Annotated in this window: 18 protein-coding genes; 16 read left to right on the top strand and 2 right to left on the bottom strand. The window is 39.1% G+C overall.

Features of this window, described 5'->3' with window-relative positions; translation table 11 throughout:
* Positions 1-98 precede the first annotated feature (98 nt).
* From hpsA to H6G69_RS22020, 13 genes are all read left to right on the top strand, one after another.
* A complete protein-coding gene (gene hpsA, locus H6G69_RS22080) occupies positions 99-5,105 on the top strand; it encodes a hormogonium polysaccharide biosynthesis protein HpsA (RefSeq protein WP_190691264.1) in 5,007 nt (1,668 codons plus the stop codon).
* Positions 5,106-5,130: 25 nt separating this feature from the next.
* A complete protein-coding gene (gene hpsB, locus H6G69_RS22075) occupies positions 5,131-5,826 on the top strand; it encodes a hormogonium polysaccharide secretion pseudopilin HpsB (protein WP_190691263.1) in 696 nt (231 codons plus the stop codon).
* A 40-nt stretch (positions 5,827-5,866) separates the two neighbouring features.
* Positions 5,867-6,826, top strand: a complete 960-nt coding sequence (gene hpsC, locus H6G69_RS22070) for a hormogonium polysaccharide secretion pseudopilin HpsC (protein ID WP_190691262.1) — start codon at positions 5,867-5,869, stop codon at positions 6,824-6,826.
* A 73-nt stretch (positions 6,827-6,899) separates the two neighbouring features.
* On the top strand, positions 6,900-7,622 hold the full coding sequence (locus tag H6G69_RS22065; RefSeq protein WP_242072142.1) for a type II secretion system protein: 723 nt from the start codon (positions 6,900-6,902) through the stop codon (positions 7,620-7,622).
* A 106-nt stretch (positions 7,623-7,728) separates the two neighbouring features.
* On the top strand, positions 7,729-8,682 hold the full coding sequence (gene hpsE / locus H6G69_RS22060) for a hormogonium polysaccharide biosynthesis glycosyltransferase HpsE (RefSeq protein ID WP_190691261.1): 954 nt from the start codon (positions 7,729-7,731) through the stop codon (positions 8,680-8,682).
* Between the two features lie 251 nt (positions 8,683-8,933).
* Positions 8,934-9,596: a Tfp pilus assembly protein FimT/FimU gene (locus H6G69_RS22055; RefSeq protein ID WP_190691260.1), complete on the top strand. Its 663-nt coding sequence runs from the start codon at positions 8,934-8,936 to the stop codon at positions 9,594-9,596.
* A gap of 203 nt (positions 9,597-9,799) precedes the next feature.
* Positions 9,800-10,447 carry a TIGR04282 family arsenosugar biosynthesis glycosyltransferase gene (locus H6G69_RS22050; RefSeq protein WP_190691286.1) on the top strand — a complete coding sequence of 216 codons (648 nt, stop codon included), beginning with the start codon at positions 9,800-9,802 and terminating at the stop codon, positions 10,445-10,447.
* A gap of 270 nt (positions 10,448-10,717) precedes the next feature.
* Positions 10,718-11,554 carry an HpsJ family protein gene (locus H6G69_RS22045; RefSeq protein WP_190691259.1) on the top strand — a complete coding sequence of 279 codons (837 nt, stop codon included), beginning with the start codon at positions 10,718-10,720 and terminating at the stop codon, positions 11,552-11,554.
* A gap of 188 nt (positions 11,555-11,742) precedes the next feature.
* A complete protein-coding gene (locus tag H6G69_RS22040) occupies positions 11,743-12,615 on the top strand; it encodes a glycosyltransferase family 2 protein (RefSeq protein WP_190691258.1) in 873 nt (290 codons plus the stop codon).
* A 634-nt stretch (positions 12,616-13,249) separates the two neighbouring features.
* Complete coding sequence (locus H6G69_RS22035) at positions 13,250-13,972, top strand: DUF502 domain-containing protein (RefSeq protein WP_190691257.1); 723 nt, start codon at positions 13,250-13,252, stop codon at positions 13,970-13,972.
* Positions 13,973-14,075: 103 nt separating this feature from the next.
* Positions 14,076-14,717: a transcription antitermination factor NusB gene (nusB, locus tag H6G69_RS22030; RefSeq protein ID WP_190691256.1), complete on the top strand. Its 642-nt coding sequence runs from the start codon at positions 14,076-14,078 to the stop codon at positions 14,715-14,717.
* A 214-nt stretch (positions 14,718-14,931) separates the two neighbouring features.
* Complete coding sequence (gene ftsY / locus H6G69_RS22025; protein ID WP_190691255.1) at positions 14,932-16,581, top strand: signal recognition particle-docking protein FtsY; 1,650 nt, start codon at positions 14,932-14,934, stop codon at positions 16,579-16,581.
* Between the two features lie 1,075 nt (positions 16,582-17,656).
* Positions 17,657-19,048, top strand: a complete 1,392-nt coding sequence (locus tag H6G69_RS22020) for a SpoIIE family protein phosphatase (RefSeq protein WP_190691254.1) — start codon at positions 17,657-17,659, stop codon at positions 19,046-19,048.
* 43 nt (positions 19,049-19,091) lie between these two features.
* On the opposite strand, the gene H6G69_RS22015 is transcribed toward H6G69_RS22020, so the two are convergent.
* Both H6G69_RS22015 and H6G69_RS22010 read right to left on the bottom strand, forming a co-directional pair.
* A complete protein-coding gene (locus H6G69_RS22015; RefSeq protein WP_190691253.1) occupies positions 19,092-20,084 on the bottom strand; it encodes a DUF2278 family protein in 993 nt (330 codons plus the stop codon).
* Positions 20,085-20,208: 124 nt separating this feature from the next.
* A complete protein-coding gene (locus H6G69_RS22010) occupies positions 20,209-20,400 on the bottom strand; it encodes a hypothetical protein (RefSeq protein WP_190691252.1) in 192 nt (63 codons plus the stop codon).
* Between the two features lie 311 nt (positions 20,401-20,711).
* Here H6G69_RS22010 and psbP point away from each other — a divergent pair, with 311 nt between their 5' ends.
* From psbP to H6G69_RS21995, 3 genes are all read left to right on the top strand, one after another.
* A complete protein-coding gene (gene psbP / locus H6G69_RS22005; RefSeq protein WP_190691251.1) occupies positions 20,712-21,257 on the top strand; it encodes a photosystem II reaction center PsbP in 546 nt (181 codons plus the stop codon).
* Between the two features lie 308 nt (positions 21,258-21,565).
* A complete protein-coding gene (locus tag H6G69_RS22000; protein ID WP_190691250.1) occupies positions 21,566-22,711 on the top strand; it encodes a hybrid sensor histidine kinase/response regulator in 1,146 nt (381 codons plus the stop codon).
* Positions 22,712-22,946: 235 nt separating this feature from the next.
* A complete protein-coding gene (locus H6G69_RS21995) occupies positions 22,947-24,329 on the top strand; it encodes an aldehyde dehydrogenase (protein ID WP_190691249.1) in 1,383 nt (460 codons plus the stop codon).
* Positions 24,330-24,345 lie beyond the last annotated feature (16 nt).

The raw sequence follows: 24,345 nt of genomic DNA, 5'->3' as shown, positions 1-24,345 counted from the left end.
ATTAAAATCATACTTGTGAGATTGAGAAAACAAGCATGATTAGCCAATAGCAAAAGCATTTTCTAATTATTTGTAAAAAGCTTTACGGGAAAGTAGCTATGTCGCCAAAACGCCAGCTATCCAAAACACAAAAACAGCCTTGGAAACGCCTAAAACGCCTAATTAATCAATATTTATCTGCGATTAAAAAAACAATTGTTTGGTTATTGCGGAATTTATTTATCGCTAAAAAACGCAGAAGTTCCGCTAATGCTGGTTTTGTTTTGCCGACAGTAGTAATGGTGTCTTTAGTAGTAGTTTTATTAACTACTGCTATTTTGTTGCGTTCTTTTGAACGGTCTAAAAATGCTAGTAATGTTAGAGTTAATGAAACAGTTCTTAAAGCAGCCGCACCAGCCCTTGATCGAGCAAAATCAAAATTAGATAAACTATTCCAAGACCCTAGATTACCACGTTCAACACCGTCAGATTTTTCATTAAATCAGGTAATAACTGATAATATTAACGAATTTACATTTGGTGATGAAACTCAGTTGAAATTGGTGAAGGATGTTGATGGTGACGGCACAATTGAAGATGAAGATACTCTCCAATCAGCTTGGAAATATCCTATTGATACTGATAATGACGGTAAATTTGATAGCTTTACCTTATACGGTATTTATTTTAAAACTCCTAGCACTACTAGAGCCAGAAGTTCGTTAGAAGCAAGAGCGCAACCGATGGATGAAGGTCTTTCAGGTGGTCGATGCACAAGTAACGTTGCTACTAGTGCAGATTTAGTCGGTAGCCAGGGTTGGTATAAAGTTGGTGGCAGACTAAAAAGAAGTATTTTTGTTTATACAACTAATGTACCTATTACAAGTTTGACAGGATTAGATAATAACAAATACGAAACTTTTACCGGGAATAAAGGTTTTGTATCTCTAGAATATCAACAAGACAGAGAAAGAATTCCACTCTCTAATAACGCTGTAATTTATGACAATGATTTAGAAATTTCACCTGGAGGTGGGATTAGGATCAATGGGCGTGTTTTTACCAATGGTAATTTACTAACTAGAAATACAGTTAATTTTTATCAAGTTAGCAGCCCATACTCCTGTTATTACACAGAAGAAAACAGCAAAATTCTCGTTGCTGGCAATGTGGTCAATACCCGAATCAATGAAAGCTCGGATACTTCAAACTCTACTAGCGTCGTAGTAGATTTTTATAAAGATACTAAACCCTACTCTCCATCTACGAGTAGTAGCCCCAAAACGGCTGATAACATTAACAATACAAATAAGACAGTGCCTAGTGCTGTTTATGGAAACAAAGCAGGTTTTAACGATGCAGCTTACGCTCAAAGAATTAACCGCCTAGTAGCAGCAGCTAGTAGCATAGCAACAACGTCTTTACCTCAAGAAGTTCAAAATGGAATTACATCTGCTCAACAAGCAGACCCAACACTTTCAGATAGTGATGCTAAGACACAGCAACTAACCATTTATTTCAAAAAACGGACACGTCGTGTTCCCTACGCAGAGGTGGGTGTTGGTGGTAATGCGTTAGTCAAAACAGGAACTGGAGCTTATGACTATGCAACAAATAGTCCGCTTCAAGGAAGTGGTGATGCTCTGCGACCACAAAATGTATGGGCTTTCCCCTTTGATCCTAGTAATGGGACAACTGAGACTGGTGGCTATGCAGAAATAGGTATTTATGCACAGAGTACTGCCAACAAGATTAATTTACCAGCGACAGATCCATCTGTTTTAAGAAGTTTAACCACACGCCAAGAACAAAAAATTGGCGATCGCGTTTTAGTAGGTAATAATCTACCACAATCTTGGTATGACAGTACCAGTAGTAAATTCGTCAGTTCCGAAAAAGGACAAAACATTTCTGGTAAGGAATGGGATAACAACACCACGACTCGTCAGCGTTTCTCTCAAGCTAACCTCTTAGATGATTTAGGAGTGACAGAACGAGATGGCTTTTGGGAAAAATCAGCTGCCCAAAAACCTACAGGGCCTCTAGATGTAGTTGGAGGCTTGCGAGTCGTCACTGGTGCAGGAATTTATTTACCGAATGACTACAATAAGACCACCAAAACATTTACCAATACAATCAAGACAGTCTGGCCTGACTCGATGCCCATAGGTGTTACTAGCAAGTCTCAAGGTTTGCCTGACGATAATACACCATACTTACAAATGCGGGCTACGGCAGTTTATCACTATCAAGATTCATCCTATAATCCCAATACCCCAAGTACTTATCAAACTCCCATAGCTTGTGTTGCTACTTACTTCGATCCCACCAACAGCACTACAGCTAAAAATAGAACTACAGACTTTGCAGGTAACGCTCTAGCAGGCTTAACAGGAATGTCCACAGGTGATGATGCAGTTGATCCTGATAGCCCTGCAAATACAGCGAACAAATCTCTAAATGGTATTGTCTACTCTGCTGCTTCCTTAGCAACAACTGATTACACAGCAGTCTTGAACTACCAAGCACAATTGAAATATCCCAATGGGCGTTGGGTAAACAAGCCACTTAAGGATGCTTTAGCGAATACAGGAAATCTTACACTTTCTCAGCAATCAGCGATTGATTCTGCTATGTGTGCCTTAAAAATTTTGGATGGGAGTATTGGCGCACCCACCAATAGTGCTGTTCCACATGGTGCTATTAGAGAAAGAACCTTGCTGGATGCTAGGCAGATTAAGACAATTGATAAACCTTACTCTTCTAGTGCCACAAAATATGATTTGGATATAGAGTTTCGTCAGCCTTTAGAAATTCGCACAACTGTCTTGGATTTAAATTTATTAAGAACAAAATCTAAGAGTAGTGGAGAGTTTCTCTTTCCTAATAGCGGGATTATTTATGCGACTCGTGATGATGCTTTACCAGATGTTAGCAATGCCAGCGACCCTAATTCTGCTACTAGTGCAGATATAGATTTAAGTACCAAAGACTTCAAGCTTGACCCTACTCGCCGTCCTAGCGGCATTATGTTGACTAACGGTAGTGATTTAAGTCGGAACTCGACCTACAAGGCGGAAGAAAAAGGTCTAATCTTAGCTACTAACCTGCCAGTGTATATTAGGGGTACTTTTAATCAACATACTCAGCAAGAATTTTTAGCAACTTTAGACAGCACTTGGAGTAACTTTTATACCCGTGGTAGTACCACAGCTAGTGGGCTGAATCCTAACTTTGCTTGCCGTAAGAATCAGTTTTCTAGTTGTACTACAGGTGAAACATGGCGGCCGGCAACAGTGCTTGCTGATGCTATTACTGTATTGTCAGGTAATTTTCAAATAGGCTACCGCAACGATGGTAACTATGACCTAAATGATAATTATGGTAATTATCCTGTAGGTTATGACTTCAATGGCGATGGCTCTATTAATGCAGCAACAGCAGTCACACTGGATGAAACAGATATCAAATTCGATGTTAATGGCAACGGTAATATGACTGATACATCTGTTAGCCAGCTAGATGAAACAGTCCTGAAAGCTGACATTAATAGTAACGGTAATATGACTGACACTGCCGTAAATATTAATGAAAGCAACATCACTGCAACTGTAGCAGCAAGGTTAAACGGTTTCTGGGATAACAACTTCGTCACCAGCCGTAGCTTTACAGATAGTAATTACTCTACTTCTAGAACTGGTACAGGTAGTTCTTACTTCAACAACTTCGTAACTCCAATTCAGCGTCGGACAACATTTGCTGAGTATGTTATGGAAATTTGCCCTAAACAAATAGTTACAGCTTGCAAGCCTGATGATTGGGTAGTTGGATATGACCTAAATGGAAACGGAAGTTTTGCAGATACGACTACATACAATGGTACAAGTTATACCGAAAACCGAATTAAGTCCAATCAGTTACTTAAAGCCATAGCTGACGCTAGTGTAACTTTCAATAAAAGTAGACTCTGGGCAGGTACTACAACAATAGCCGCAGCGACAGATTCAAGTAATTCAGCAACTTCAAGTTATCCAAGACGAGTAGCATTTTTAAGGTATGGCAACGCAATAACAACAGTAACTAAGGCTGGCACTGCCTTAAATGCATCACCAGTAACGAATGCCTTAGTATTAGACTCTGATAAAACTCCAGTTCCTCTAGGCATTTTCAGTGGTGCAGTGAAATATCTGCCTTTTAGTAATACTCTCACAATTAATAGTGTTAGCTATCCTAACTTTAATTCCTCAACCAACAAGCCTACGACACAAAACAATACCCTTTGGTTTAGAACCAACAATTCAGGCACAGTTAACTATGATCCTAAGTATCCACTATCAATTTTTAACCTTAGCAGTCTCACAGGAAATATAGCTTCAGAACAGCCTCTATTAGTACCAGTATTACAAATACAATATCCCAATATTTCCCCAAGTGACACAGCAGCACCTAGTGACGATGGTGATAAAACCAAGAATATAAGTGGTTGGTTTCAAATTGCTACCGCTACAGAAGCAAATCTTGTATTTGCTCAAGGTGATACTGCAAGCCGTCCACCTAATACTGGAGATAGTGGTGAATTAGGTGGTGGTTTAGAAAACTTTGTGCGTTTCTTAGAAAATTGGCAAAGTATAGATTTAAAAGCTAGTGGCTCTTTCATTCAATTTAAACGTAGTTCCTTTGCTACAGCACCTTGGCAGGTGTTTATTCTCAATTACACAGACAGTATCAATTCAGGTTATTCAACATCAGGAACAATTTTTGGATACCCACAAGGTTATCGAGTCACTAACACCCAAGCCACTGGCGCGTCTGTAGGACGTACACCCTTTTATCTGCCACCTAACCGTGTTTGGGGTTTTGATGTTGCATTGTTGACTCAATTACCTGATTTGTTTTCTCAAAGGTTTACAGCACCAGCAGTTAGCGCTCCTAATGAGTTTTACCGAGAAGTGCCAAGAGATGATAATTGGGTGAAAAGTTTGTTATGTGCTGCTCAAGTTGATAGTACTGGTGGCTACGAAAATGCTGATAGTAAATATAATGTCGCTGCTGTTGCCGCTACTGGTACTCCAGCAATTAACTACAAATACGCTGTGAGTTCAGATCAGCGTCCTAGTTGCCCTTAATACTATTTATCTAAATAGCTAAATTATGTTTGATAACAAACAGCAACAAGCAACTTTATCTACAGAATCAGGATTCACTATTGTCGAATCATTAGTAGCACTTTTAGTGGTTGCTATTTTGTTAGCCGCGATCGCTCCTGTGTTGGTTATGTCAGTAGCAACACGAGTACAAGCAAAGCGGATTGAAAGTGCTACTGATGCAGCTAAAAGCTACATTGATGGTGTTCGTACTGGAATAATTACTGCACCTGATTCTCCTATTACCAACAGTACGAGCGATTTTGCTATATCCAGTTATGATCCTCCCAGTGTGGGCAGTTTGACCTGCACAGCAAATAGTTACTGTTCTGCACCAGCAACTAATTTGTACTGTGTCTCTGTTGATGGCAATAACTGTACCACTGATAATACCAAAAACTTTGTCATTCAAGCAATTCGCTACAACAAAGGCACAGTGAGTACTGGTGGAACTCCTACCAATATTACTGATTCTACGAAGGGCTATCAGTTAGGTATCCGTGTTTATAGATCAGATGGTTTTGCTAGTGCTGGTGGGAATTTGAAAAAAGCACCCAATAAACAAACAACCTTTACCGGCGGATTAGGCGATCGGAAAACTCCATTAATAGAAATCACTACAGAAATCACTAGAGGGACAACATTCAGCGATTTGTGTAACAGACTCAAAAATGCTAGCAATGCAAATTCAACTTGTAGCTAGTAGCTAAATATCTGCAACTTCTAGGAGAAAATGTAGCATTATGAAACTTCATAAATGGCTTTTAATTCATCATTTAAAAATTTCTAAATTCAAGCAACAGACAAGAGGCTTTACTTTAGTTGAACTATTAGTAGCACTGCTGTTAGCTTTTCTTGTGGTTACGCCTTTAATGGGATTCATGATCAGCGTTATGGACAATGATCGTAAAGAACAAGCTAAGGTAAATACAGAACAAGAAATTAAAGCAGCATTAGATTATATTGCTAGAGATTTGCAGCAAGCAGTATATATCTATGATGCTGATGGGATTGCTGCTATTAGAAGCCAATTACCAAAAGCAGATAATAAAGCACAGTTTTTCCCTGTTTTAGTATTTTGGAAACGACAGTATATCTCAGGTGGATTGCCTGTTAAAAGTGGATCTACTGTAGTTGGTAATGATGATACTTTCGTTTATTCTTTAGTTGCTTATTATGTGATTAAAGATGATGATACTACATGGTCTAAAGCGGCTAGAATTGGAAGATTTCAAATTAGTAACGGTTATGGTAGTACTGTAACTGAAATCGACAACACTAGAGATCCAGGATTTAAATTATTTAGCCTGCAAGATGAAGGCGACTTAAAAACCAAAATGAATAAATGGGTCAAGAATAGTAGTGAGACATATACACAAGATATTTTGCCACTTGTAGATTATATCGATGCTACTACAACAGACACTACAACTAATCCAGCACCCACTTGTTCTATGGGCCAAATAGTCCCAAAATTTACAGGTTCAGGAGATGCTGTAGCTACGGACAATGTTAAAACCCGTGGATTTTATGTTTGTGTAGATTCTGCTAAAACTGTAGTAGAAGTTTATCTGCGCGGTAATGCTTTAGCCAGAATACAAAACAGCAATATAGATTTTAATAAAGATATTACAAGCACGAAAATATATTTTCCTGAATCGACAATCAGAGTACAAGGAATTGGATTTTTGTTTACTCAGTAAATAATCAAATATTTACCAATTTAATAAGTTTTAAGTTACAGAAATAACAAATTAAATTAAAGGTATATAGGATATGTATGATACTTTTTCAAATAAAATATCACCTAAAGTTTTAATGTCTTTGTTGTTAATAAAATCTAAGAATAATTCTCAAGTTGAGCAACAATATGAGGGATTTTCTTTAGTTGAGATTGTAGTAGTAGTTTTAATGATTGGTATTTTAGCAGCCAGCGCAGCACCTAATTGGATAGCTTTTGTCAATAGACAAAGAGCTAGTAAAACTAGCGATATTGTCCTAGCTGCTATCCAAGAGGCTCAAAGAGAAGCAAAACGTAATAAAATCAGTTATAGTGTAAGTTTTAGAAATAACAATAATCTTCCACAAATTGTTGTTTATCCTAAAGATTCAAATCCTACAGACGACACTTGGAAGGTGAAAAGTCAAAATTTAGAAATCGCACCAGGTCAAATTGTAATTGGTACGAATTTAACTGGTAATAATCAGACTACTAGTGCTACATCCGTAACCTATGGTTCAACAACTGCACAAACAATTACCTTCGACTATAGTGGTGCTTTAGATATTTCAGTCAAGACAAAGACTGATGGCTTAACATCAGTGCAACAAAACAAACTTGGTTATGATAGTACTACTCAAAAGTATAAAGGTTTAATTATTGCTGTTGCTGTGGCTAAATCAGGTAATCCTACTCAAGCTAGTAATGCCAAGAGATGCGTTATTATAAAAACCCTTTTGGGTTCCATAACCACTGATAAAGATAGCAATTGCAGCTAAAAATGTATTTTCCAGCTTTTGTTAATACATTTGAGTGAATTAGTTGCTCCAAATACCAATACAATTAAAAATAGACTATCTGAATAATTTTTGGCTATAGATGCTCATGTGTATTGACTTCACTGTGGCTATTCCTACTTATAATGGGGAAAAGCGTTTGCCGGAACTGCTGGAATTATTAGGTAAGCAAGTTAATACACAAAATTTAATATGGGAAATTATTATTGTAGATAACAACAGTAATGATCAAACAGCAAAAATTGTTCAAGCTTATCAACAAAATTGGCCACATTCCTATCCTTTAAAATATTGTTTTGAACCACAGCAGGGAGCTGCATACGCTAGAAAACGTGCTATTCAAGAAGCTAAAAGTGAACTAATTGGTTTTCTAGATGATGATAACTATCCTAAATTAGACTGGGTAGTATCTGCTTATAATTTTGCGAAAGAACATCCGCAAGCAGGTGCTTACGGTAGCCAGATACATCCTGATTGGGAAATAGAACCTCCAGAAAATTTTCAACGTATTGCTGCATTTTTAGCGATTACAGAACGCGGCAATCTACCTTTAAAATATGAACCAGCTAAAAAATTGCTTCCTCCTTCGGCTGGTTTAGTTGTGCGTCGCCAAGCTTGGCTAGATAGTGTTCCCAATAATTCAATTTTAACTGGTAGAGTTGCTGGCAATATGCTTACCAGTGAAGACTTAGAAATGTTATCCTATATTCAAAAATCAGGTTGGGAAATTTGGTATAATCCCCAAATGGAACTCTTTCATAAAATTCCTGCGTCAAGATTAAAAAAAGAATATTTGATTCCGTTTTTTAGAGGTATTGGACTGAGCCGTTATGTCACTAGAATGATTACTATAAAACCTTGGATTAAACCTTTTGTTTTATTAGCTTATATGCTCAATGATACCAGAAAAATATTGTTACACTTACTTAAGTATCAATGGAAGATAAAAACAGATTTAGTCGCTGCTTGTGAAATGCAATTATTTGTCAGTAGTTTAATTAGTCCGTTTTATCTTTGGAAAAAAGGGTATTTAAAAAAATAAATTTCATTTTATTAACTTAGTTTTTTATAACTAAAGACTTTATTATAGCAATCCTAAATGAGTCGTGTAAAACATAGATATGGAAACGAACCGCCAAGAACGCCAAGGATGCAAAGGTAAGAAAGAAGAAAAAGATATAAAAATTTTACAAATGATTTAGGACTGCTATATAACGGAATATTAAATAAATAGAGCCTATTTTGTACATTTTAGTTTTTATATTTATTACTTAATTCTTAGGGGCATACTGCTTGAACAAATATTTAGTACGTTTTTTGCTTTTTAGCAGCAATACAAGAAACTTTTGTAAGCATAGCTCTAGTAGCGGCTTTACTTTAATCGAGATTTTAGTAGTAGTTGTTGCAGTTGGTATATTGGCTGGACTAGCATTACCTCATTGGCAAACTTTTGTAGTAACTCGCCACCTCAACGACGCTCAAGCAAAAATTTATTGGGCTATGCGTCAAGCCCAAAGTCAAGCTGTTAAAGAAAAAATAACCAGCCAAGTTAGCTTGCGTGAAAAAAACGGTGTTGTACAATGGACAGTCCATGCAGCAGACGCTAATCAATTTATCCCTGATGGTGTCAAAAATAATGATCAACTATGGCGCAACTTGCATTCCAATATTCAAATTGACCAAGAACTAAATAATAAGGGTAAAAACGAAACTACTTTTCCCAAACAATCTTCACAGCAAGAATGGCGAATTCTATTTAACTATCAAGGATGCCCAGTGTACAAAGTTCAAGATGATTGTACCAAGACATCTCTGAGAACACTCGGACAAATCACTTTCTCTAGTCCCAAGAGTGGTAAAGTTAAGCGTTGTGTTTATGTTTCTACAATGTTGGGTGCAATGAGAATGGGCAAAGAAAATTCCAAAGCTAACACAAATGGTAAGTATTGCTATTAAGAGGTTGTTTTAAAAGTCTAATTTATTACTTTCCTTGGCGATTAGAAATCGCGGCTACACAGACAAAACCCACCTTCGTGGGTTCAAAACTCTTGATTTTTCATTAGTCCGCGCAGGCGGACTTTGTTTGTGTAGTAGCGAATTATATTCGCCCAAAACTTTTAAAACATCCTCTAATATATTTTTAGTAATTTAGGTATGAAATTCTGAAAAATATTCAAATTTTTCAACAGCACTTAATTATTTTTACTCGCTATCCAGAACCAGGTAAAACGAAAACTCGGCTGATACCAGCTTTAGGTAGTATGGGTGCGGCTAATCTGCAACAGCAGATGACTGAACATACTATGTTACAAGTTAAAGCAGTACAAAAAGCTACTAGCTTATCTATAGAAGTACGGTTTGCTGGTGGGAGTTTTCAGTTAATGCAAGACTGGCTGGGGTCAGATTTAGTTTACCAAACTCAAGGCGAAGGAGATTTAGGGGCGAGAATGGCGCGATCGCTTGCTGATGCTTTCCAAAACAATGCAGAACAAGCGATGATTATTGGTACTGATTGCCCTGGAATCACACCTGAAATTTTGACTACAGCTTTTCAGCAGTTGCAAACGGTTGATTTAGTGCTTGGCCCCGCAGTTGATGGTGGCTACTACTTAATTGGATTACGCCGTCTGCTCCCAGAATTATTCACTAACATCAATTGGGGAACTTCTCAGGTATTACAACAAACTGTGGCTATTGCAGAAAAACTTAATATATCACATGCTTACTTGCCTGTTTTGGCAGACGTTGACCGACCCGAGGATTTGTCAATTTGGCAAGCAGTTATACAAAATCAAGCTGGAATTTAGCAACTAGCTCTCTACAGCATTCAAATCACAGTTGTCTTTTTTTGCTCAGACAATCTAATCTCGTATCTTCAAACACCAAGTATTTTCTGAAGACAGCCAAGATAACTAGTGCTACCGTGGTGTAGTTTCAAACCAAGAGGTAAAAATTCTCCACTATATTTTGCATTAGCCTTTTTATATTAAGAGATAGTTTTACCCAACAGGCATAGTTACAGAATATTCTAGTAACTTGATATAGGACAATCAAGCTGATTAATCTTTTTGAAGAATATGACTAATCGTTTTACTTCTGGAAATGCTGCGCTCGCACTTAAAGTGATCGGGGTAGTTTTAATTTTGTCCTTTTTGCTGGACTTTTTAATTTTGTTGCTGCCCTTTCAACCCACAGATCGCGGATGGCAGATTAATTTAGCCACTGCCTTAGTTGATCGGGGAATTGTACCAATGGTGGGTTTAGGTTCGCTATTGATTGGCTATTGGATTGATAGTGCTGGCGATGGCGGACTCAAAGGTATTGACTTACGATTTCCGGCTTTTATCCTCTCCAGCATTTTGGGTCTAATATTTTTGTTGATTTTCCCGTTGCACCTCAACAATGTAAATCAAGCCAAAGCCCAAACTGTTACTCAAATTGGCCAAGAGGCAGATCAGGCAGAAAATCAATTAAAAAACCAGTTAAATCAATTCCAAGCTCAACTAAATACAGATCAGGGCAAGGCGCAATTAGAACAACTCCGCACCCAAGCAAGAGCGCAGTTTTCTGAATTGCTAAAAGACGATCAAAAGTATAAACAAGCTCTGGAAAGCCCTCAGTTACCTCAATCACAAAAAGACTTGCTCAAAAAGTTTAAAGCCAATCCTCAAGAATTGGATAAATTCATTGCCCAACAAACCGATCCTCAAGGACTAGCCAATCAACGACTGAGCCAAATTCGCCAACGCAAAGAAGATGCTGAGAAACAAGCAAAAGATAATGCTTGGAAATCTGGGTTGAGAATCGGGATTAGCAGTCTACTGTTGTCTATCGGCTACATTATTATCGGCTGGACAGGATTAAGAGGGGGCGGTGCTTTACAAACAGGTGGACGTAAAGCTGCTGCCAGGTAATAAAGAAGGGAGTAGGAAATGGGGAGTAGGGAGTGATGGATAAATTCTATTTATCGTGACTGCTTCCTGCAACTTCAATTTTGGATATACAATTTTAAATTTTCGATTATTTAATTCAAAATCCAAAATTCCTCTGCCTTCTGCCTGCTTAAAATTAACTATTAGTTAAATCGCTATAAAACCTGCAAATGTTCTCAATTTACATACTTACATATAACGAAGAGCTAGATATTGCCGCTTGTATTGAGTCGGCTATGTTATCAGACGACATTATAGTTGTGGACTCATGCAGTAGCGATCGCACTGTAGAAATTGCCAGTCGTTATCCTATTCGGGTTGTGCAACACGCTTTTGAAAGCCACGGTCGTCAACGTACTTGGATGTTAGAATCTATCCCCCCAAAGCATGAGTGGGTTTACATTCTGGAAGCTGACGAGCGGATGACACCAGAATTATTTGCTGAGTGTGAGCAGGTAATTCAAAACCCAGACTATATAGGTTACTACGTTGCCGAGCGGGTAATGTTTATGAATCGTTGGATTCGCTACAGTACCCAATATCCGCGTTATCAAATGCGTTTATTCCGTCATGGTAAGGTTTGGTTTTCCGATTATGGTCACACTGAACGAGAAGTTTGCCAAGGTGCTACTAGCTTTTTAAAAGAAACCTACCCACACTACACTTGTAGCAAAGGTTTGAGCCGTTGGATTGAAAAACATAATCGCTATTCTAGCGATGAGGCTAGGGAAACCTTATATCAACTAGAAAATGGCAAAGTTGATTGGCGAGACTTATTTTTTGGCAAGACGGAAGTCGAACGACGACGGGCTTTAAAAGATTTGTCTTTGCGTTTACCAGCTAGACCATTGTTACGCTTTTTTTATATGTATTTTCTTTTGGGTGGCTGCTTAGATGGACACGCAGGAATGGCTTGGTGTACTTTGCAGGCTTTTTATGAATACCTCATTTTGTTAAAAGTGTGGGAAATGAAGCATCTACCTACGCCCAGCTTAGATCCAACATATCAGAGTAGTGATGAAAGCAAAGCCGCAACTACATGAGTTGTGGATGAAATATTAAGTATGAAGCCTGAAGTGTGAAACTGGTTTTTCGCCTTTAGGCTTCATACTTTATTTAGGAATTACGTAGGAAAACGAAAAATCAAGGGTTTGGAGAAGGGGGCAAGAGTTTAGGGGTGTAGGGGTGTAGGTATCCAAAACCCATTAACCCAGTATCCACAGATAATCTTTGTCCGTAAGTTCTGTGGTACTGAATTTTATTAAAAAATATAACAATAGCTTTTCAGAAAAATTTATTTGATGAACTTGCTAGTATGGGACTAGTTAAATCTTAGCTTTTAGCTTTGCTGCCTTACTTTTGGCGGCATAATCAGATTTGTATAGAGCGCGGTAGGATCGGTAATAATTAAAATAATTGCAACAATCATTTACAAGCTGTACAAAGAAAAGTAACATCCTCCCATATAGATCAGCTTTTAATCTATAGCTAACTGGCAATATGCCTAACTATAGGCAAGCAAACGCCTATTATCAAGTTAGGAAGTGGTTCTTTGTTGCTCAAAAAGTTTATTTGTGGTGAAAACTGCCATAAGTAAAGTATTCACAGCTTGACACATCTGCGGGAAGAAATTCCCGTTTTCAGAGTTTCACTAGCCTAAAAAAGGAGACACAGGGCTTGGTAATCGATCGCTTAAAGCAGGACTTCAAAAATGACCTGATAGCTGGATTGTTAGTGGTGATTCCGCTAGCGACAACCATCTGGCTAACGATAACGATCGCCAATTGGGTAATTGACTTTCTTACCCAGATTCCCAAACAACTTAATCCCTTTGATGGACTAAACCCAATACTAGTAAATGTCCTAAATTTAGCAGTTGGTCTGGCAGTACCACTGTTAAGTATTTTGTTAATTGGGTTAATGGCTCGGAATATTGCTGGGCGATGGCTGCTGGATTTTGGTGAGCGATTTTTGCAGGCGATTCCCTTGGCGGGACAGGTATATAAAACCCTCAAACAGCTTTTAGAAACATTACTCAAAGATTCTAATGGCAAGTTTCGGCGGGTAGTATTAATAGAGTATCCCAGACCAGGAATTTGGGCGATCGCTTTTGTCACAGGTGTGATCGGTAGTGAAATTCAAGCCAAAATGTCTCGCCCAGTGTTGAGTGTTTTTATCCCAACTACCCCAAACCCGACTACAGGCTGGTATGCAGTAGTACCAGAGGAAGATGTCATTAATCTGTCAATGTCGATAGAAGATGCTTTTAAGGTGATTGTTTCGGGAGGAATTGTTGCACCCAATACTCCCTTACCCCCGTTAGTTTTAGGTAAAGAACACAACTCAGACCCAGCAAGTAGAGAACCAAAGCATTCAGTAATTTCCGTTGAGGAAATATAAAATTTGTCCGGCAAAGGCACAAGTAAATAGATATTATGAATGTCTGGCTTTATCTAAATTGATTAATTATTAACCTTAACTTAGTGCGTAGGCACTCACTCCCATGCAAGACCGCAAACCTCAACAAATCGCTCGTGAACTGGCACTGTTAAGTCTGAGCCAGCTGCCAGTCAACCCCAAAAAATTAACCGAGGAACATCTGCCAAAACTAGTGTTAGCAACAGTGCGAACACTCAGAGCAGAAGTTCAAGACACATTAGATAATGCAGCAGCTGAACTGCAACGCAGTAACGATCGCCTCCTCACCAGCCAAACTCGCGCTGCCGATATGAATACTGCGAGAACCATGCTGCAAGAAGCGATATCTTATACTCAAACCGCAATCAATCAACTAGGCGCAGCAGTTGAATTTCCCGAATTGATTCAACTAGCTAATCAAGACAGAGAAGTTGGCAGATATGCCATTCAAATTGTCAAAATAGTTAATGAACATCGTAATTTTATCGATGAACAAATAGCGGCGGCTTTAGTAGATTGGCAAGTCAACCGCTTGGCGCAAATTGACCGCGATATTCTTCGCATCGCTGTGGGAGAAATGACGTTTTTAAACCTTCCTGATAGCGTAGCCATCAACGAAGCCGTGTTACTAGCTAAACGCTACAGTGGCGATGAAGGTCATCGCTTTATCAATGGAGTTCTGCGCCGTGTTACAGAACAAAAAAAATTGCCTACTGTTTTAACCTAACTTTGTCACCATTATGAATGCTAAGTTGTGAGTTGAAGGTTCGGAGAAGTCAGTTGCTTGCAGGGTAAGAATTAACCCTTCTAGCAACCCGACATTTAAAGGTGAGGATATCCCCGAGGTTTTCACCCTAGGGAAGAGTAACAAATTAAATTAAACTCATAACTTACTAATTCATAACTCCTAACTCTAAAAACAACTAACACCGCTAGCGGCAATGGCTTTTAATTGGTTTCGTCGTCAATATAACGATTCTTCTAATCCTCCTTCGGAAAATCAACAGGCTCAAACGCCTCCAGCACCTGCAACCCAACCAGAGGCAACCGAATCATCAGCTACAGACCCAACAACTGTTGCCGACCCAGCAGATTTGTTGGCGTTTGCTAAAGCTGCCTATAAAAATATTCAGCAAAAACAACAATCGGAAGCAGGCGAACCGACTCCAACACAATCACAAACAACAGAAACAGTAGCCGCAGAATCGCCAGCAGCCGTTACAGAAGAAATAGCAACTCCTGGGGAAGAACCTGCGGCAATTATCGAAACACCACAACTAGCAGCCGAAACAACGATTGACGAAGAACCTGCGGCAATTATCGAAACACCAGAACCAGCCGCAGCAACAACCGTTGAGGAAGTACCTGTAACAGAAACAGAACCTGCCGTCAGCGAAGTAGAACTAACACCTACACAGACACAACCAACTGAGCCAGTTGTGTTGTCATTTTTAGAACGAGCAGCCGCAGAACGGCAAGCCAAGCAAGAGCGATTAATAGCCAGTGCCATTGAGGTTCCAGAACCAGAGGTGGTACAACCAGCTGCTGTTAGTGAAACAAGTGATACAGATACACCTGATTTGGTGTTTGATGAAGGCTTTGTCTGGTCAGCAGAATTGTTAGCGGCTCAAGGTAGACGTGCTGAAGATATTTCTATTGAAGAAATTACCTGGCTGAAAAAGCTGCGGCGGGGCTTAGATAAAACCCGGCGTAACATTGTCAACCAACTCAAAGCAATTGTTGGGCAAGGGCCACTTAACCAAGCAGCAGTAGCAGAAATTGAATCGGTACTTTTACAAGCCGATGTGGGTGTTGAAGCTACAGATCGGATTATTAGCGCATTACAGAAGAAATTGCGGGAAGAAGTGACTCCCCCAGAAGAAGCGATCGCTTACTTAAAAAAAATTCTGCGGGATATGCTAGAAGAGCCAATCCACAAGTCTGATAAAGCTAGCTTTGCCCCAGAAAAAGACAATCTTAATATTTGGTTAATTACTGGCGTAAACGGAGCCGGCAAAACCACAACCATCGGCAAAATTGCCCACTTAGCCCAAAAATCTGGCTATAAATGCTTGATTGGTGCAGCCGATACCTTCCGGGCGGCTGCTGTGGAACAAGTGAAGGTTTGGGGAAATAGAAGCGGTGTAGAAGTAATTGCCAACCCCGGCAAAAACACAGACCCCGCAGCCGTAGTATTTGATGCGATCGCCGCAGCCCAAGCACGAGATACAGAGTTATTATTAGTTGATACGGCGGGGCGATTACAAAATAAAAAGAATTTAATGGATGAACTGAGTAAGGTTCGCCGCATTATCGATAAAAAAGCTCCAAACGCCAAAATCGAATCTTTGTTGGTTTTAGATGCAACTCTTGGTCAAAATGGTTTGCGCCAAGCAGAAGTATTTTCTCAAGCCGCCCAACTCAGTGGTGTAGTATTAACAAAACTTGATGGTACAGCTAAAGGCGGCGTAGCACTGGCTGTAGTCCAGCAGTTAGGTTTACCGATTCGCTTTATCGGTGCAGGCGAAGGAATTGAAGACTTACGCCCCTTTTCTAGCTACGAGTTTGTCGAGGCTCTATTGAGTGGCTAAAATCACAATCTACACTGGTGTGAAGCTAGCTTGCGCCAGTGTAGCTGTTTGATTAGGCGATCGCTTTTCTAAAATTCTTTAGTCCAGAAAACAGACATTTCTCGATACCAGACATGATGCCACTATCGAAAATAGTTACTAGATTTTAATACTCCAAATGTAAACCGCAATATAATTTTTTTGTTAATATTTTACCGAGAAAATTTATAAATTTTAGTATTTATTACGTTAGACCAATCACACAGATAAAATATTATCTCCGTTGATTCTCGGGAATAGCCCATATAGTTGATCAGCAGAATTTATTATCTGCCAAAGCAATGACCTTGTAAATCAAATCCATAACTGCTATAAATACTGGAAAAAACACCAAATTAGGAGTTAACTCACCTCACCAATATTTATGCCATTTTATATGCAGAAGCAGCGACATAACCCCAGCCTCTATGGTAAATATCTCAAGTATTCGAGAGGTTGGTAGGAGTCAAAATAATTAGCAGCTTTCCAGAGAACTGGTACAGGTTGGTATAAATAGTCTAAAGTAAAACTCTCAAGAATATTCTTGCAGTTCATTTTTTAAGAATTCATGAATATTCTTTCCAGGCGTTTAATCAGAAAAATTACTCAGGTGACATTCAAAAATTCAGGTTTTAGGGTATGATTTTCCTAATTTAAGTAATTCTGAGCTTGACAATTAGTTTTGGGATTGCACCCTATTAATTTTTGCTAAGACCATAAACCTTTAGTAACTTGAAAAAATTAATTTGCTAATTATGGAAAATGAGATTTCATGATGTGTCATTTGCTAATTGCGCGCTCAGATCAGCAATATAATTCTAGATTCAGGTAAAAATCACCAATTTTTACTAATTAGTTTGTCAGCAAAGACTGATGAAATAGCTGTATCTATATTTTGGTAGACATAGAATAAGCAAATGTAATACTTCTCTATATACAGACCCTACGTCTTTATACTCTTGCTAAACTCACAACTCTTATCTCAATATGGTTTAGCAATATTCTGCTAAAAAAGTTATTAAATAATTTAAAATCCCCTAGAACTGGAATAATATCTGTGCCTGTGTCTCAAGTGCCCTTTCAACCCACTGATGGTAATAGTAGTGCCGCGACGGATGTCACCCCTGTCGTGGCACTAAAAGAACTCGTGGCAAGGTTGCACCGAGAACAAAATAAAATTCAAGACTTGCTGAGTTCTTTAGGTTTTGCGCTTAGAAGTTTCAATAATTTGAATCAGTTTTTAGAACTGATTCCTTTAATGGCAACCAGAGTCACAGATGCTGATGGTAGTGCCTTGTTTCTCTATAAACCCAACGGTCAAGTCAGACTAGAACAGCTACACTGGCAAGATAGCCGCCAGCGCAAAAATATTCGTAAAGCCCTAGAAACAGCTAGTAGTCAAATTACCTTGCTGCCCAATAGCGTTCCGTTAGCAAGTTCTACGGGAATATTAGACGATCAGATGCATCGCTATTTGGGGCCTGATGTACAAATCTTTGGTACGGCAATTTTAGTTAAGCATACAGAACGGGGATGGCTTTATGTATTAAGCCGCGACCCTGAATATAGCTGGACAGAAACCAGACAAAAGCTCGTGCGCTTAGTGGCCGACCAAACAGCAGTAGCAATTGAAAATGATGAACTAGCTGTAGAACTGAGGAAAAAAGAGCGCCTAGACCAAGAATTAGAAATTGGGGCAGAAATTCAAAGGCGACTTCTGCCGCGTCAATGCCCGAATATTCCTGGTGTGGCTTTAGCGGCACGCTGTAAGCCTGCTAACAGAGTAGGCGGAGATTATTACGATTTTATTGCCACTAATCACAATCAATTGCAGTTAATCAGCAGAGTCTCTCCAGAAGCTAGCCGTTGGGGTTTTGTGATTGGAGATGTGATGGGCAAAGGCGTACCTGCAGGATTAATCATGACAATGATGCGGGGAATGCTTCGGGGTGAAGTATTACATGGCAATTCTCCGGCTGGGATTTTACAAAATTTGAACCGAGTCATGTATGCTGATTTGGAAAATTCTCACCGCTTTGTGACATTGTTTTATTCTGAATACAACCCGCAAAATCGGATTTTATCGTACAGTAATGCGGCACACAATCCACCTTTGTGGTGGCACGCAGCAACAAAGACAGTTAGCCGCTTAGATACATTGGGAATGCTGATTGGTTTAGATGCTAACAGCCAATACGAAGATGCCCAGGTACAATTAGAACCTGGGGATACAGTAATTTATTATACAGATGGTTTGACAGATGCGGCGGCTGCTAGTGGCGATCGCTTCGATGAAGAAAATTTCGTAGCAGCCTTTAGTGCAGCTTGTCGCTACTGCAAAGGGGCAGAAGAAATCGTAGATTATCTATTCGACCAAGTGCAGCAGTTCATCGGCCCTGATAGGCAAAACACTGATGATATGACGCTAGTAGTTTTGCAGATTGTTTAGCCATTTGTCCTTGATTATTGAACACAAAGGACAAATGACGAAATTAAAACAAAACCGTCCATCCTTGTTTTTGGACATCTTTTTTGGTGTAAGCAACACCATCTATCTTGAGACCTTTGTCATCAAGTAGAGTAATTATGCCGCCATTGTTATCTAGTTGAAAGCCGTCTTGAGTTATAGCAATTCTGACAACTTCGCCAGAATTAATAATTCCACTCAGGCTTTGCTTGCGCTTATTTCTGTCTACTAACGCCCATCCACTTAAATCGACTTTTTCGGGCGAGGTGTTAATTAAACTAACTGTTTCCTTACCCATATCTTCGCCAACAGGATTCACCAAAGCAGCCACAATTCTAATTGCCGCAGTTGTTGGCGGAATTACAACATCGAGTCTGTTGCCAGTGGTATCATCTGTGTGGAAAGACTGAGATTGGAAGGCTAAAAATATACCCACCCATTGATTCCGGGCTGGGTAGTGAATTAATAGTCCCCCATCTTGCCAAACACCGTTATCCTTTTGAAATTGTGCGGCGTTTCCTTGGTTCATGTGGATGTCGTGAATACCATTACCAGGGAGAAAACCAAAGTATTTATCCTTGACATCGGTTTCTGGCCCCCATTTTTCACCAAAGGGATAAAGAACAGCATTTTGCGAAGCGATCGCTCGCGCAATATATAATTCCAACAACTCATTCAAATCATTGTCTGGCCCAGGCACATCAAAAGGCAATGCTTTCATCTTCGCTGGGTCAAATAAATTACCTCGAATATAATCTAACGCTAACCCTCCTGGTTTTCTTGGTAACTCATGAAAACCAAAATCTAACTCTTGCAATTCTCTTGTGATGGGGTGAGAGAAATTTTCGTCTACAAAATACAGCAACTCTGATGGACTCTGCTTTGATTTAACATTGATAGCGATGCGGTGCTTTTGTTTGTCATCAGTTACCAGCACTTGGTAATGAGGCGAAGATCCTTCACCAAGCTTACGATCAATAGCTCGACATTTCAAAACCCCGTAATTTTTCAAAGGCATATATTTTTCCTCAATTTTACGCTCAAGCAGTTATGGATTTGAGATTTTTGAACCCCACAGTTGAATCTGGAGGCTGGTTGTCAATTTATCTAGTAAAAATATTTGCTACCGTTAAGTTTGTTCTTTAACTCATATCTTGCACCAGGCGACTGAAGTCGCGGCTACACAGACAAAACCCGCCTGCGCGGGTTCCAAACCCTTGATTTCTCGTCAGTCCGCGTAGGCGGACTTCGTTTGTATAGCCGCGAATTCCATTCGCTGGGGCTAGGTGCAAGATGTGAGTTAACAAACATCTTGGCTCAGTATTATTCAGCATCGCAGTACCCTCGAGGGTAATTTGAGTTTTTCAAGATAGCTATTTACAGCAGAATCTCATTTCTTCTCTAGCCCCTAGCTTCTAGTCTCTAACCTCTTTTTCAAGCCAACTTCTCGCTTTTGGGAAGAACAGCCCTGTCCAAACCATTTCTCAATTTCTCGTGGTATCGTACCCAGGTTAAACCAGCGTAATTCGTTAGTTGTGAGCATAAGTAACTAATCTCGGCATCTGCAAAGACCCAGATGATGGGACAATAAAAACGATCAATAACGCTAGTTTGTGTTGCTTCCAGCCCTGAGGAATCTTTAACAATGTGGAAAAGAATTACTTTTATTTTGCTATTAATTTTGAGTTTCAGCTTGAGTAATCCTGATGTAGCTACTGCGGCTGGATTCAAAAGTTATGTAGATACAACTGATGGCTATCAATTTTTATATCCCAATGGCTGGTTGCCAGTGAAAGTTAACAATGGCCCGGATGTAGTATTCCATGATTTAATTGAGATATCTGAAAATGTCTCTGTAGTTATTAGTCCGGTTCCTGAAGGGAAAAGTTTAAAAGAACTGGGCGCACCCACAGAAGTTGGGTATAAATTAGGAAAAGCGGCTCTTGCACCTTCTGATTCTGGTCGGACAGCCGAATTGGTGGATGCTCGAGAAAAAGAAACGGAAGGAAAAACCTACTATATATTAGAGTATTTGGTAAAACTCCCAAATAACCAGCAACGCCATAATATCGCTAGTGTTGCTGTTGGCCGTGGCAAGTTGTTTACCTTCAATGCCTCAATACCTGAAAAACGGTGGTCAAAGGTGAAGCGGACTATGGAAAATGTGGTTGATTCTTTTACCGTTTATTAATTAGCAATTGGTGGTGGGTAGTAAGTAGTAAGTCATAAGTTAAAAGGCAAAAAATCTGTTTGATTTTTGCCTTTTTAATTTTTACTAATTACTTTGAATATGAATTTCGATAGACTGAATTTATTGCTAATATATCAAGTACAACTTATTGATGTAATTGACTTTTAATTCTTATCAATTACATTACAATTATAGGCTATGCCACTGTACAGGGCGGAATTTTTAATCATTAATAAATCATTAAAAAGTGGCAGCGACCTAGAAGTTTCGCCCGCAAAACTCACATCTACCTGAGACGCTTCGCTGACATGAGTTCACTATCTCCTCGCCCTGACAAAATTTTAGTTGTTGATGATTCACCAGATAACGTTTTTTTAATCAAAACTATCTTGGAAGAAGAAGGTTATACAGTTAGCACCGCAGAAAACGGCATAATAGCATTAGAAAAATTAGAAGCTTCTCCTTGCGACTTGGTATTGCTAGATTTGATGATGCCAGGAATTGATGGATATGAAGTCACCAAGCGCATCCGTGGTGAGATGAACTTGCCACAGTATATCCCGATTTTGTTGATTACTGCTCATGATGCGCCTAACGTGGCACATGGTTTAGATTTAGGTGCTGATGATTTTATTCGTAAACCTGTAACCGTAGATGAATTACTTGCCAGAGTGCGATCGCTGCTCAGGCTAAAGCATAGCATGGATGAGCGTGATGAAATTGCCCGTCAGCGAGAAGATTTTGTTTCCCGTCTCACCCATGATTTACGCACTCCCTTAGTCGCCGCAGATCGAATGTTGATGTTATTTGAACAAGGTGCGTTGGGGCAGTTGTCACCACAAATGCAAGAAGTACTCACTATTATGGCCCGGAGCAATGCTAACTTGTTATCAATGGTCAACACCTTATTAGAAGTATATCGATTTGAAGCTGGGCGTAAAACTTTAGCATTTCAACCAGTCAATTTAAAGCAATTAATAGACGAAGTAGTTGGTGAACTTACAACCCTAGCCCAGGCAAAAGCATTGCCTATCAAAGTGGATTATGCTGAGGATTTAACTAATACTACAACTATGGGCGATCGCCTGGAACTACATCGTTTATTAACCAATTTAGTAGGTAATGCCATCAAATTTACTGAATCTGGACAAATCACGATTCGCCTTTTTTCTGCCACAGAGAATAGCACAATTTCCTCCTCTGGACTCTCCTCATCTACCGCTAGTAGTAATTATATTAATATTGTGGTAGCTGATACTGGTTCTGGGATTCCTCCGGAAGAACAAAGCACTTTATTTGAACGATTTCGCCAAGGCAGCCACAAAAGTGCAGGTAGCGGTTTAGGTTTATACCTTTCTCGACGTATTGTTGAGGCTCATCAAGGTCAAATTTCAGTTAATTCTGTATTAGGTAAAGGGAGCGAATTTATTATCTGTCTACCGTTGAATAACTAAAACAAATTTCCACAATAAATTATGAGTTATATATTTAATTAATTCATAATTTATGGAGATAACTAACAGTTAGCTAAAATATAGCGATCATATTTGATTGACAAATTACTCAATGAGGCTGGGGATAAGGAGTAGGTAGTGAATTTATTTACGTTTCATTTAGGAATGCCATATTAATTGTTTACCACAAAAATACTTTAATTTTCTCAAACTTGCTTTGCTCAAAAGAGGAAATATGATTACAAGTGAATTAACTAATATAACTGGATTGATTCAAAAACAACGAGACTTTTTCCAAACTGGAAAAACGCAAGAAATTTCTTTCAGATTAGAAAAGCTCAGAACTCTCAAGCAAGCCATAGCGGAGAATGAGCAAGCTATTTTACAAGCATTATACGCAGACTTACATAAACCTGAATTTGAAACTTACGCAACAGAAATTAGCCTGGTTAAAGAAATTACTCATGCTATAAAACATTTAACTTCTTGGACTAAGCCAAAAAAGGCAGAAGTTCCTTTAGAATTTTTCTCCTACTCGGCTAAAATCTATCCCGAACCTCTAGGAGTGGTGCTAATTATTGGCCCTTGGAATTATCCTTTTAATTTAATTATCTCACCCTTAGTTGGTGCGATCGCCGCAGGTAATTGCTCAATTCTCAAGCCATCAGAAATTGCGCCGCATACTTCTAGTTTGTTAGCCCAAATTATCGGTCAATATTTTGAACCAGAGTATATTGCTGTAGTTGAGGGAGGTGTAGAAGTTAGTCAAAAGCTGTTAGCAGAAAAGTTTGATCATATACTGTTTACTGGTGGCACAGCCGTCGGTAAAATTGTCATGGAAGCAGCTGCCAAACATCTGACACCTGTTACCTTAGAGCTTGGTGGAAAAAGCCCTTGTATTGTTGATGTAAATATTAATCTTGAACATACAGCCAGACGCATTATCTGGGGAAAATTTCTGAATGCAGGACAAACTTGTATTGCACCAGACTATCTTTTAGTAGATAAAAGCATCAAGCAAAATTTACTAGATAGCTTGAAAAAAATTATCCACGAATTTTATGGTGATCATCCAGCAGATAGCCCCGATTATGCCAGAATTATCAGCCAAAAACATTTTGAACGTTTATCCGGTTTGTTAAAAGATGGTGAAATAATTATTGGTGGTGAAACTAAACCAGAAGAACGTTACATTGCTCCTACTATCATCGATCAAGTTTCGTTAACCGATCCTGTGATGCAGGAAGAAATATTTGGCCCGATTTTACCTGTGATTGAGTATACAGATATTACAGAAGCGATCGCCTTAATTAATTCCCGTCCAAAACCCTTAGCTTTATACCTGTTCACAGAAAACGAAAACTTGCAACAGCAAGTTTTACAAGCAACATCTTCTGGTGGTGTTTGTATTAACGACACAATTATGCACGTTGCTATCTCATCTTTGCCTTTTGGTGGTGTAGGTGATAGTGGTATTGGTAACTATCATGGCAAAGCTGGCTTTGATACCTTCTCTCACTATAAAAGTGTACTGCGAAACTCTTTTTGGTTTGATTTGAAATGGCGTTACGCTCCCTATCAAGGCAAATTATCCTTTTTGAAGCGATTAATTAAGTAGAGACGTTGCAAGCAAC

The sequence above is a fragment of the Nostoc sp. FACHB-110 genome (genome assembly GCF_014697425.1).
In the GTDB taxonomy this organism is placed as follows: domain Bacteria; phylum Cyanobacteriota; class Cyanobacteriia; order Cyanobacteriales; family Nostocaceae; genus Nostoc_B.
Note: the sequence above shows the minus strand (reverse complement) of the source record. Positions and strands in the feature narration are given on the sequence as shown.